The 12017-nt window shown below is 72.7% G+C and carries 9 protein-coding genes and 1 riboswitch; of the genes, 7 read left to right on the forward strand and 2 right to left on the reverse strand.

The annotated features are described in order from the left end of the window. Positions 1–34 precede the first annotated feature (34 nt). The 6 genes from ABZW10_RS34560 (at position 35) to ABZW10_RS34585 (ending at position 7579) form a co-directional block, all read left to right on the forward strand. Positions 35–1120, forward strand: a complete 1086-nt coding sequence (locus ABZW10_RS34560; protein WP_355374258.1) for an aldose epimerase family protein — start codon at positions 35–37, stop codon at positions 1118–1120. Between the two features lie 308 nt (positions 1121–1428). Then, positions 1429–2706: an extracellular solute-binding protein gene (locus tag ABZW10_RS34565; RefSeq protein WP_355374260.1), complete on the forward strand. Its 1278-nt coding sequence runs from the start codon at positions 1429–1431 to the stop codon at positions 2704–2706. Positions 2707–2818: 112 nt separating this feature from the next. Next, positions 2819–3820 (forward strand): sugar ABC transporter permease, encoded by a 1002-nt coding sequence (locus ABZW10_RS34570; protein ID WP_355374263.1) that lies wholly within the window; start codon positions 2819–2821, stop codon positions 3818–3820. 37 nt (positions 3821–3857) lie between these two features. Beyond that, positions 3858–4769, forward strand: a complete 912-nt coding sequence (locus ABZW10_RS34575) for a carbohydrate ABC transporter permease (RefSeq protein ID WP_355374266.1) — start codon at positions 3858–3860, stop codon at positions 4767–4769. Positions 4770–4827: 58 nt separating this feature from the next. After that, positions 4828–6534 (forward strand): alpha-amylase family glycosyl hydrolase, encoded by a 1707-nt coding sequence (locus tag ABZW10_RS34580; protein WP_355374268.1) that lies wholly within the window; start codon positions 4828–4830, stop codon positions 6532–6534. A 25-nt stretch (positions 6535–6559) separates the two neighbouring features. Further along, entirely contained in the window at positions 6560–7579 is a 1020-nt protein-coding gene (locus ABZW10_RS34585; RefSeq protein WP_355374271.1) for a LacI family DNA-binding transcriptional regulator, read from the forward strand. A 77-nt stretch (positions 7580–7656) separates the two neighbouring features. On the opposite strand, the gene ABZW10_RS34590 is transcribed toward ABZW10_RS34585, so the two are convergent. Both ABZW10_RS34590 and ABZW10_RS34595 read right to left on the reverse strand, forming a co-directional pair. Beyond that, positions 7657–7857, reverse strand: a complete 201-nt coding sequence (locus tag ABZW10_RS34590) for a hypothetical protein (protein WP_355374274.1) — start codon at positions 7855–7857, stop codon at positions 7657–7659. A 191-nt stretch (positions 7858–8048) separates the two neighbouring features. Beyond that, positions 8049–9242, reverse strand: a complete 1194-nt coding sequence (locus ABZW10_RS34595) for a transglycosylase family protein (RefSeq protein WP_355374277.1) — start codon at positions 9240–9242, stop codon at positions 8049–8051. Next, positions 9229–9355: riboswitch (cyclic di-AMP (ydaO/yuaA leader) on the reverse strand. Its footprint overlaps the gene before it by 14 nt. Positions 9356–9660: 305 nt before the next feature. On the opposite strand from ABZW10_RS34595, the gene ABZW10_RS34600 reads away from it, so the two are divergent. Continuing rightward, a complete protein-coding gene (locus ABZW10_RS34600) occupies positions 9661–11895 on the forward strand; it encodes a hypothetical protein (RefSeq protein ID WP_355374280.1) in 2235 nt (744 codons plus the stop codon). Positions 11896–12017 lie beyond the last annotated feature (122 nt).

Genomic DNA, 12017 nt, shown 5'->3' on the forward strand with positions numbered 1-12017 from the left:
CGCGCTCTGGTGGCCCGCCAGTGAGGAGCAGGCCATGGCGACGCCCCCGGCGAACGGGCCGCAGACCACCACCGTGCGGCGCGAGCCCTTCGAACCCTCGGGCGCGGGCGCCGCGATCGAGCGGTGGACGCTGCGCGCCGGCCCGTACGAGGCGAGCGTGCTCACCCTCGGCGCCACCCTGCACACCGTGGTCGCCCCCGACCGCGACGGCCGCCCCGCCCAACTGCTGCTCTCCACCGACCGGCTCGCCGACATCCTCGGCCCGGCCCGCCACTACGGCACCGTGGTCGGCCGCTACGCCAACCGGATCGACCGCAGCAGCGTCACCGTCGACGGCGAGGAGCACCCGCTCGCCCCGACCGGCGGCGGGATCACCCTGCACGGCGGCCCGGACGGCTTCGCGCACCGGATGTGGGCGGCCGAGGAGATCCCCGGCGGCGTCCGGCTGAAGCTGCACAGCCCGCACGGCGACCAGGGCTTCCCGGGCGCGCTCGACGTCACCGTCGACTACACCCTGGACGCCGACGGCGAGCTGGCGATCGACTACCACGCGGTGGCCGGCGCGCCGACCGTGCTCAACCTCACCAACCACGCCTACTTCAACCTGGCCGGCGAGGGCTCCGGCGACATCCTCGGCCACCTGCTCACCCTGGACGCCGACGGCTACACGCCCACCGACGCGCGGCAGATCCCGGACGGCCGGATCGAACCCGTGGCCGGCACACCGTTCGACTTCACCACCGCCCGGCCGATCGGCAAGTCGGTGCACGACGGCCACCCGCAGCTGACCGGGCCCGGCGGCTACGACCACAACTGGGTGCTGCGCCGGCGCCCGGCGGACGGCACCCCGGCCCCGGCGGCGCGGCTGGAGGACCCGGCCAGTGGCCGGACCCTGGAGGTGCTGACCACCGAGCCCGGCATCCAGGTCTACACCGCCAACAAGTTCCAGGGCGCGGTCACCGGCGCGAGCGGGGTGCCCTACGGGCCGTTCGCCGGGATCGCGCTGGAGACCCAGCACTTCCCGGACTCCCCGCACCACCCGGCCTTCCCGAGCACCGAGCTGCGCCCGGGCGAGGAGTTCCGTTCGACGACCGTGCTGCGGTTCGGAACGACCGGCTGACGGGGGCGCTGCAAGGATCTTTCACCACGGAGGGTGGCCCCGGCGGCCTCGGCCGACCGGGGCAAACCGGGCAGGGCGCCACAATATGGCCGACCGTTGACTACCGTGCGGCAACGCGCAGGACACGTGGGCGTAACGATCGCCCTTTCTTGCAGAAACTTGCTGCAAGGGGTTTCCGCCGCTGTCACCCCGCTGTTAACTTCCTTGCGGGCCCGGCGGCAGCAACGGTGCGGTCGGCGCGAGGCAAGGCAGCCATTATGCGCCTGTCTCCGAACATTTCGGGCACCCCCACCCTCCAAGGAGTTCAAATGCGGCGTGGCATCGCGGCCTCTGCCCTCGTTGTGGCCCTCGCGGTCTCGATGGCTGCCTGTGGCAGCAGCGGCTCCAGCTCGGACGGCAAGGCCGACGGGCCGGTCACCCTCACCTACTGGGACACCTCGAACGCCACCAACGAGGCGCCGAACTACCAGGAGCTCGTCAAGAAGTTCGAGGCCGCCAACCCGGGCGTCAAGGTGGACTTCGTCAACGTGCCGTTCGACCAGGCGCAGAACAAGCTCCAGACCGCGATGGGGGCCAAGGGCGCCCCGGACGTCTTCCGCGCCGAGGTCGGCTGGACCGCCGCCTTCGCCAAGGCCGGCTACCTGGAGCCGCTGGACGGCACCCCGGCCGCCGCCGACGCCGCCAAGTTCCAGCCCAGCCTCATCCAGCAGGCCAGCTACGAGGGCAAGCTCTACGGCGTGCCGCTGGTCACCGACACCCTCGGCCTGCTCTACAACAAGGACCTCTTCGCCAAGGCCGGCATCACCGCCGCCCCCACCACCTGGGACGAGCTCAAGACCGCCGCCGCCGCGGTCAAGGAGAAGGCCGGCGTCGACGGCTTCTGGCTGAAGGCCGCCGACGGCTACTACGCGATGCCGTTCCTGTTCGGCGAGGGCACCGACACCGTCGACGCCAAGGGCAAGAAGATCACCGTCGCCGGGCCGGAGGCCGTCAAGGCCGTCGAGACCTACAAGTCGATGTTCACCGCGCCCGGCACCGTCAAGGCCGACGTCACCACCGACGCCTACGCGCACATGATGGACGCCTTCAACAGCGGCAAGGTCGCGGCGATCATCCAGGGCCCCTGGGAGATCACCAACATCTACAAGGGCTCCGCCTTCGCCGACAAGGCCAACCTCGGCATCGCCCCCGTCCCGGCCGGCGCCGCGGGCAAGGCCGGCGCCCCGACCGGCGGCCACAACATCGCCGTCTACGCCGGCGCCGACAAGGCCCACAAGGCCGCCGCCGAGAAGTTCGCCGCCTTCATGACCTCGGCCGAGAGCCAGGCCTTCGTCGCGCAGAAGAACTCCACCCTGCCGACCCGCGACGACGCCTTCACCCCCGAGGTCAAGGCCGACCCCGGCATCGCCGGCTTCCAGGCCGTGCTGCCGAGCGCCAAGCCGCGCCCCGAACTGCCCGAGTACAGCTCGCTCTTCGCGTCGCTGGGCACCAACCTCGGCAAGATCGTCCAGGGCACCGCGACCCAGGACGGCCTGAACACCGTCGCCACCGACTACGCCAAGCTCCTCCCGGGCTTCGCCAAGTAGTCCCCTTCCCGCCGTCCGGCCCGCCGCCTCCCCCTGGCGGGCCGGACGGCCGGACCCGTAGCAGCAGTCGCCGAAGCGAGGCGGCGGACCTCCCCCGAGAAGGTGTCGAACCATGTCAGTCGCCGTGCAGGGCGCCACCGGCCAGGGCAGCCGGCAGCGCGATCCGCGTCCGGGCCTGATGGAGCGCCTCAAGCGCTCGTACGCCAAGCACTGGTACGCCTACGCGATGATCACGCCGGTCGTGCTCGTGCTCGGCGTCCTGGTGCTCTACCCGCTCGCCCAGGGCTTCTGGCTCACCCTCACCGACGCCAACAGCCTCAACGCCGCCCGCAGGATCGGCGCCAACGAGATCCCCGCGAGCTACCACTTCGTCGGCTTCGACAACTACGCCGACATCCTCTGGGGCCCCGGCTCCTACGACCGCTTCTGGTCGCACTTCGTGTGGACCATCGCCTGGACCGCCCTGTGCGTCGGCCTGCACTACACCATCGGCCTGGGCCTGGCCCTGCTGCTCAACCAGAAGCTGCGCGGACGCGCCGTCTACCGGATGCTGCTCATCCTGCCCTGGGCCGTGCCGACCTTCGTCACCGTCTTCTCCTGGCGGCTGATGCTCGCCGACGGCGGCGCCGTCAACGGCGTGCTCGCCGCCCTGCACCTGCCCGAACCCGGCTGGCTGGACGACCCCACCGCGCAGAAGGCCGCCGCCGTGCTGGTCAACACCTGGGTCGGCGTGCCGTTCATGATGATCTCGCTGCTCGGCGGCCTCCAGTCGATCCCCGCCGAGCTGTACGAGGCCGCCGAGATGGACGGCGCCACCGCCTGGCAGCGCTTCCGCCACGTCACCCTGCCCGGCCTGCGCACGGTCTCCTCGACCGTCGTCCTGCTCGGCGTCATCTGGACGTTCAACCAGTTCGCCGTCATCTTCCTGCTGTTCGGCAACGGCGCCCCCGACGCCCAGCTGCTCGTCACCTGGGCCTACCGGCTCGGCTTCGGCCAGCAGCCCCGGGACTACGCGCAGTCCGCCGCCTACGGCGTCATCCTGCTCTCCATCCTGATCGTCTTCACCGGCTTCTACCGCCGCTGGCTCGCCCGCAACGAGCGGGCCAACGGCTGACCCCGGCGAACCCCGCGACCACGAAGGAGGCACCCCGATGAGCACCACCACCGACCGACCCACCCCCCTCGGCGCCCGGCCCGCGGCCCCCGCCGCCCGGCCCGCCAAGGCCCGCCCGCGCGGCGCGAACAGCCCGCTCGCCCGGACCCTGATGCACGGCGCGCTGATCCTCGCCAGCCTGATCGCGCTGTTCCCGGTGGCGTGGATCCTCTACGTCTCGTTCGGCCCGGACAAGACCGACTACCTGCACCCCGGCGAGATCCTCGACAAGCTGACCCTCGCCAACTACCGCACGGTGCTGTTCGACACCGACTTCTTCCGGTGGTTCGGCAACGCCTTCCTGGTCTCCGGCGTCACCACCGTGTTCGGCGTGCTGATCGCCGCCTCCACCGGCTACGCCGTCTCCCGGATGCGCTTCCCCGGCCACCGCCCGCTGATGTGGTCGCTGCTGGTCACCCAGATGTTCCCGATCGCGGTGCTGATCGTGCCGATGTACACGATCCTCTCCGAACTCGACCTGCTGGACAGCTACCTCGGCCTGATCCTGGTCTACTCGACCACCACCGTGCCCTACTGCGCGTGGCTGATGAAGGGCTACTTCGACACCGTCCCGGTGGAGATCGACGAGGCAGGCCGGGTCGACGGGCTCACCCCGTTCGGCACCTTCTGGCGACTGGTGCTGCCGCTCGCCCGTCCGGGCCTGGCCGTCGCCGCGTTCTACTCCTTCCTCACCGCCTGGGCCGAGGTCGCCTTCGCCTCCACCTTCATGCTCAGCTCCGACAAGTACACCCTCGCCGTCGGACTGCAGACCTTCGTCAGCGAGCACGACGCCCAGTGGAACCTGATGGCCGCGACCGCCGTGCTGATCGCGATCCCCTCCTCGGTCCTCTTCTACCTGGTGCAGCGCCACCTGGTGACCGGCCTGACCGCCGGCGCCTCGAAGTCCTGACCGACGTCCCGCCGACGTCCCGACAGCTCCGCCCGCCACTTCCCAAGGGATACCGTCCATGACCCAGAACCTGGCCGACACCTCCCGGCCCGCCACCGACGCCACCGCTCACGAGGCCGGTGCCGCCGCGGACCGAGGCTGGTGGCGGGACGCGGTCATCTACCAGGTGTACCCGCGCAGCTTCGCCGACTCCAACGGCGACGGCATGGGCGACCTGCCCGGCATCCGCAGCCGCCTGCCCTACCTGCGCGACCTCGGCGTGGACGCCGTCTGGCTCTCGCCGTTCTACGCCTCCCCGCAGGCCGACGCCGGCTACGACGTCGCCGACTACCGCGCCGTGGACCCGATGTTCGGCACCCTGCTGGACGCCGACGCGCTGATCCGCGACGCGCACCAGCTGGGCCTGCGGATCATCGTGGACCTCGTCCCCAACCACTCCTCCGACCAGCACGAGTGGTTCAAGCGCGCCCTGCGCGAGGGCCCCGGCTCCCCGCTGCGCGACCGCTACCACTTCCGCCCCGGCAAGGGCGAGAACGGCGAACTGCCGCCCAACGACTGGGAGTCCATCTTCGGCGGCCCGGCCTGGACCCGCACCCAGGACCCGGACGGCACCCCCGGCGACTGGTACCTGCACCTGTTCGCCCCGGAGCAGCCCGACTTCAACTGGGACAACGCGGCCGTCGCCGACGAGTTCCGCTCCATCCTGCGCTTCTGGCTGGACATGGGCGTCGACGGCTTCCGCATCGACGTCGCCCACGGCCTGGTCAAGGCCCCCGGCCTGCCCGACCTCGGCGGCGCCGACCAGCTCAGGCTGCTCGGCAACGACGTCATGCCCTTCTTCGACCAGGACGGCGTGCACGCCGTCTACCGCAGCTGGCGCACGATCCTCGACGAGTACCCGGGCGAGCGGATCGGCGTCGCCGAGGCCTGGACCCCCACCGTCCAGCGCACCGCCAATTACGTGCGCCCCGACGAACTGCACCAGGCCTTCAACTTCCAGTACCTGGGCACCTCCTGGGACGCCGCCGAGCTGCGCGCGGTGATCGACCTCTCGCTCGACTCGATGCGCCCGGTCGACGCCCCCACCACCTGGGTGCTCTCCAACCACGACGTCACCCGGCACGCCACCCGGTTCGCCAACCCGCCCGGCCTCGGCACCCAGATCCGCACCCCCGGCGACCGCCCGCTCGGCCTGCGCCGCGCCCGCGCCGCCACCCTGCTGATGCTCGCCCTGCCCGGCTCCGCCTACGTCTACCAGGGCGAGGAACTCGGCCTGCCGGACGTCACCGACCTGCCCGACGAGGTCCGCCAGGACCCGTCGTTCTTCCGCCAGGCCGGCCAGGACGGCTACCGCGACGGCTGCCGCGTCCCGATCCCGTGGTCCGGCACCGAGGCCCCGTACGGCTTCGGCCCGACCGCCGGCGGCCCGTCCTGGCTGCCGCAGCCCGCCGAGTGGGCGGCGCTCAGCGTCGAGGCGCAGACCGGAGACCCGACGTCCACCCTGGAGCTGTACCGCTCGGCGCTGGCCCTGCGCCGGGCCCGCCCCGAACTCGGCGCCGGCACCGACGTCGAATGGCTGGACAGCCCCGAGGGCACCCTGGCCTTCCGCCGCGGCTCCTTCGTCTGCACCGTCAACACCACCGGAGCCCCGGTGTGCATACCGGCCCCCGGCCGGCTGCTGCTCACCTCCGCCGACGCCGACCCGGTGGTGACGGACGGCGAGGCGGTGCTCGCCGCGGACAGCACCGACTGGTGGGCGGTCTGACGTGGTTGCAATAGGCTCTGGAACCGTGACTACGGCGCGACTCTCAGACATCGCGGCGCAGGCGGGGGTCAGCGAAGCCACCGTCTCCCGCGTGCTCAACGGCAAGGCCAACGTCTCGGCCACCACCCGGCAGACCGTGCTGGCGGCCCTGGACGTGCTCGGCTACGAGCGGCCGACCCGGCTGCGACAGCGCAGCGCCGGGCTGATCGGGCTGATCACCCCGGAGCTGAGCAACCCGATCTTCCCGGCGCTGGCCCAGGTGATCGAGCAGGTGCTCAGCCGGCACGGCTTCACGCCGGTGCTCTGCACCCAGACGCCGGGCGGCTCGACCGAGGACGAACTGGTCGAGATGCTGGTCGACCGGGGCGTGGCGGGCATCGTCTTCGTCTCCGGTCTGCACGCCGACTCCACCGCCGACCACGACCGGTACGCCCGGCTGGCCGGACGCGGGGTGCCGTTCGTGCTGATCAACGGCTACAGCGAGCGGATCGACGCGCCGTTCATCTCGCCCGACGACCGGGCCGCGATGTGGATGGCCGTCCAGCACCTGGCCGAACTCGGCCACGAGCGGATCGGTCTGGCGGTCGGCCAGCAGCGGTACGTGCCGGTGCTGCGCAAGATCGAGGGCTTCACCGCGGCCATGCGCGAGGTGCTGGGGTACACCGCGCAGGAGGCCCAGGGGCTCGTCCACCACACGCTGTTCAGCGTGGAGGGCGGGCACGCGGCGGCCGGGGCGCTGCTCGACAAGGGCTGCACGGCGATCGTCTGCGGCAGCGACATGATGGCGCTCGGCGCGATCCGGGCGGTCCGGCAGCGGGGTCTGTCGGTGCCTCAGGACGTGTCGGTGGTCGGCTTCGACGACTCGCCGCTGATCGCCTTCACTGAGCCGCCGCTGACCACCGTGCGCCAGCCGGTGGAGGCGATGGCCACCGCGGCGGTGGACGCGCTGCTGGAGGAGGTCGGCGGGAACGCCGCGCAGCGCGGGGAGTTCATGTTCCAGCCGGAGCTGGTGATGCGCGGGTCGACCGGCGCCCGCGCGCGCTGAGCGGAGCCGGGAGGGGCCCGGGAGCGAGCTGCTCCCGGGCCCCTTCGGTGTGCCCGGGTCCTCGGGCGTTCCCGGGCTCAGCCCTCCTGGGCGTGGGGGCGCTCCTGGGACACCCGGTGGCCGTCGGCGGCGTCGCCGGTGCGGGCCTCGGTGCGCCGGCCCCGCTCCAGGTAGTCACGGAGGATCAGTTCGACGGCGTCCTGCGGGCTGCTGGTGCCGGACAGCATCATCACGTCGATCGCGAGATCGGCGTCGAGCGAGACGGTGACCTGGGCCATGGTGACTCCTTCTCGGGGGCAGGGCAGCAGCATGCCCGCTGCGGCCCCGTTCGGCCACGGCCGTGCGGCGCCCGGACCCGCCGCGGCACGTCCGGGCAGGCCGAAGCCCCCGGGGAGGAGCGGCAGGACTCTCCCCGGGGGCGTCGGTGTGACGGTGTGGCAGGTGTGGCAGGTGTGACGGTGTCGCGGGATCAGACCCGGCCGGCGAAGTCCGGGGCCCAGTTGGCGACGGTCTGGACGCGCACGCCCGAGCTCGGGTTGGCGGCCTCGACGTACCTGCCGTCGCCGATGTAGAGCGCGACGTGGTAGACGCCGGAGTCCTTGCCGTTGTTGGACCAGAACAGCAGGTCGCCCGGCTTGAGGGCGTCCAGCGAGACGTGGGTGGACGCGGCGGCCTGGTCGGCGGCGACGCGCGGGACGGAGATGCCCGCGGCGCGCAGCGCGGCCTGGGTGAGGCCGGAGCAGTCCCAGCCGCCGTTGCCGGTGCCGCCGTAGACGTAGGCCTGGCCGACCTTCGACTGGGCGAAGGCGACGGCGGCGGCCATGCTGCCGGTGGCGGTCGGGGCGGGGGCCGGGGTCTCGGCCTGCGCGGTGGGCTCGGTCGCGGGCGGGGTGGCCGGGGTCGGGGCCTGGCCCTGGGTGCCGCCCTGGTCGCGGTTGAACCAGTCGAAGCCCTGGCCGGTGGCGCGCTCGCCGAGGGTCAGGTGCTGGCCCGGGTAGATGGCGTGCGGGCCGTCGGTCAGGGTGGCGCGGTTGAGCTCGTACAGCCGCTGCCAGCCGCCCTGGACCTGGTGCCGGTCGGCGATGGTGGACAGCCAGTCGCCGGCGACCACGGTGTAGTCCTCGGCGGCCTGCTGACCGGCCTGCTGACGCCACTGCCGGTTCTGCGGGGCCGTGGCGGGCTTCTCGGCCGGCTTGGCGGCCGGGGCCGGGGTCTGGGCGGCCGGCTTGGTGGCGGCGGCGGAGGAGGTGTCCACCGCGGCCGGGGCGCCGCCCTTGGTCAGACCGGCCTGGACCGAGCAGACCGGCCAGGCGCCGGGGCCCTGCACGGCCAGGACCTTCTCGGCGATCGCGATCTGCTGGTCCTTGGTGGCCAGGTCGGCGCGCGCGGCGTAGCCGGTGCCGCCGAACGAGGCCCAGGTGGAGTTGGTGAACTGGAGGCCGCCGTAGAAGCCGTTGCCGGTGTTGATGCTCCAGTTGCCGCCGCTCTCGCACCGGGCGACCTTGTCCCAGGTGGCGACGGAGGCGGCCGAGGCGGTGCCGGCGGTCAGGCAGGGGATGGTGAGGCCGATGCCCGCGACGCCGAGGGTGGCGATCGCGCGACGGGTACGGCCGGACAGTCGGGTGCCGTTGGTGGGCAGCATGAAGACGCGGTCCTCTCCCACGCCTGCGAGGTGAGCTGTCGGATTCGGGCTGGAGTTGCCCGGCCGCGCTGTGGACGCGGCTTCACCCCTAGCCCCGGGCCGGTCCGTGGACCGGTCCTGGGCGAACTACCTGTGGTTCCCCCGCTCCTGCCGTGGTGCATTGCGCTGCCAGTGCGCCCGACGGCAGGACTCGGCGTCGCGGACGAACTGGGTCCGTGTGGCCACGAACGGGGAGCACGTTAAGCAGAGGCGCGTTCAAACCGCAAACATGTGTGACGCTCATCACGGTTTACGAAGGCCCGGCCGAATGGCTGTCCTTCATGATCAGAAATGACCGATTTCCCGCAATGCCGGTCGTGGCCCGTGCAACTGCCTATGCTTCAGAGCGTCGGCGGCACGCCGGCACGCCGCAGCCGTCCGGGGAGAGGGCTACGCACCGATGGGCATCGACGAGGAGCCGGATGCCTCCCGTTCGGCCGTTCGGCCGGCTGGAGCGCATCGCCGGGCAAAGCACCGCAGAGCGGACATCCCACCCGAACCATCCCGAACTCACCTGACCCGCCGGGCGTTACTGCGCTGGCTCGCCGTCGGCACCGCCTTCGCGGCGATCAGCGGGGAGGAGGTCCTGCGCCGCTCGCTGACCGGCGAGACCCGGCTCGTCACCCCGGCCGCCGTCATCGGGACGACCCCGACCGAGGCCGCCGGACCGATGGGCCCCGACGGCGGCCATGGCGGCGCCCCGCCGGACGGCACCGGCCCGCCGGGCAGCGGAGCCCCCGAACAGCCCGCCCCCGCGCCCACCGTGGACCAGGGCGGACGCCGCTGGTCCGACCGGGCCGGCTGGGGCGGCAACCCGCCCGGCCCGCGCAGCGCCGTACGGATCACCGACCGGGTGCTGCTCGACACCGACGCCGAGGTCGGCTCCCTGCTGGTCGAGCCCGGCGGCGCGCTCACCTTCGCCGCCGACCGCACCCTCACCCTCGCCGCCACCGGCAACGTCGAGGTCCGCGGCGCCCTCGCCCTCGCCCCCGACGGCGCCCACGTCCACACCCTGCGCTTCCCCGGCGTCGACGAGAAGCGCTTCCAGGGCGACGGCATGAAGGTGGTCGACACCGACGTCGGCCTCTGGGTCACCGGCGCCGGCTACCTGCGACTGGACGGCGCCGCCAAGACCGCCTGGGTCCGCGCCGAGGGCGAGCTCAGGGCCGGCGACACCGCCCTCGCCCTGGCCGCCCCGCCCGCCGGCTGGCTGCCCGGCGACGAACTCGCCGTCACCCCGACCGGCCCGCCCGACCAGGAGGACTTCGCCGACCGCTACGACCTCGTCACCATCCGGTCCGTCAGCGGAACCACCGTCACCCTGGACACCCCGCTCGAGCACCCCCACCCGAAGGTCGCCGCCGGAGGGGGCGTCACCGTCGGCGCCGAGGTGCTCAACCTGACCCGCAGCGTCCGGGTCGAGGGCACCGCGAAGGGCCGCAGCCACGTCCACCTCACCAGCTCCCGCCGCGCCGACGTCCGGCACACCGCGCTGCGCTGGGTCGGCCCGCGCGCCGGCACCAAGGAGACCTGGAAGGGCCCGGACGGCACCGCCCCGGTCACCGCGCCGGTGCTCGGCCGCTACGGCCTGCACTTCCACCGGCTCGGCGACGCCGCCCGCGGCACCGTCGTCGAGGGCGTGGTGGTCCGCGACGCCGGCAGCCACGCGTACGTCCCGCACGCCAGTCACGGCATCACCTTCCGCGGCTGCATCAGCCACGAGACCTGGGAGGACGCCTACTGGTGGGACGGGCCGCTGGACACCCGCACCCCCCAGCAGCCCTCCGACGACATCGTCTACGAGTCCTGCGTGGCCTCCCGCACCCTGCTCGAACCCAACCCCCGCGCCTACCGGCTGACCGGCTTCAACCTCGGCGCCGGCACCGGCGGCAAGGCGCTGGACTGCGTGGCGGTCGGTGTGCGGGGGGCCAACGGCGCCTCCGGCTTCGAGTGGCCGGAGAACAGCGAGGGCGTCTGGACCTTCCAGCGCTGCCTGGCCCACAACAACCTGCAGGACGGCATCTTCGTCTGGCTCAACGCCAAGCAGCACCATGTGGTCACCGAGTTCGCCGCCTACCACAACGGCGGCTGGGGCATCGAGCACGGCGCCTACCTCAACGACTTCGACTACACCGCGAGCGTGCTCTACGGCAACGCGGCCGGGGGAGTGGCCCTGCACGCGCTCGGCCGGGACAAGGGCACCGTCTTCGACGGGCTGCTGATCGACGCCGCCGGGCACAGCGACTTCGCGGTCTCCACCACCCGGCACGAACTCGCCGGCGAGTCCGTCACCTTCGGCCGCTGCCGCTTCACCGGCTACCGCCGGGCCGGGATCGCCTTCCGCGCCGGGGCCGACGGCAAGCCGGACGACCTGCTGGTACTGGACTGCGAGTTCGGAGGCAACGAACTGTGGCTGGACCCGGAGGCCGGGCCGCCCAAGAACATCCTGCTGCGCCGGGCCGGCTCCACCGAGGTGCTCCAGGTGCGCCGGGCCGGCGAGGAGGGCACCGCCCAGCCGCAGTGGAACGCCGCCGCGGCCGTGGTGCCCACCCTGGCCGGCCAGTCGCGGGCGGTGCAGCCGCCCGCGCTGCGACTGAAGGACGCCGCCGCGCCCACCACCCGGGTGGGCCGGTAGACGCCGGAGGGCCCGGAGCGGACGAACCGGATGCTGTTGGCTAATTCGGGCTCTGTTTCGCCCCGTCGACCTTGTGGTCGGCGGGGCGAAGTGCTGCGAAGTGGCTGGTGCGGGTGCGGGCC

This window comes from Kitasatospora sp. NPDC004723 (assembly GCF_040609255.1).
Taxonomy (GTDB): Bacteria; Actinomycetota; Actinomycetes; order Streptomycetales; family Streptomycetaceae; genus Kitasatospora.

Bases quoted from the DNA above. Each gene is read 5' to 3' on its own strand.
- ABZW10_RS34570 (WP_355374263.1), top strand. From the start codon at position 2,819: ATGTCAGTCGCCGTGCAGGGCGCCACCGGCCAGGGCAGCCGGCAGCGC.
- ABZW10_RS34580 (WP_355374268.1), top strand. From the start codon at position 4,828: ATGACCCAGAACCTGGCCGACACCTCCCGGCCCGCCACCGACGCCACC.
- ABZW10_RS34565 (WP_355374260.1), top strand. From the start codon at position 1,429: ATGCGGCGTGGCATCGCGGCCTCTGCCCTCGTTGTGGCCCTCGCGGTC.
- ABZW10_RS34560 (WP_355374258.1), top strand. From the start codon at position 35: ATGGCGACGCCCCCGGCGAACGGGCCGCAGACCACCACCGTGCGGCGC.
- ABZW10_RS34590 (WP_355374274.1), bottom strand. From the start codon at position 7,857: ATGGCCCAGGTCACCGTCTCGCTCGACGCCGATCTCGCGATCGACGTG.
- ABZW10_RS34575 (WP_355374266.1), top strand. From the start codon at position 3,858: ATGAGCACCACCACCGACCGACCCACCCCCCTCGGCGCCCGGCCCGCG.
- ABZW10_RS34600 (WP_355374280.1), top strand. From the start codon at position 9,661: ATGGGCATCGACGAGGAGCCGGATGCCTCCCGTTCGGCCGTTCGGCCG.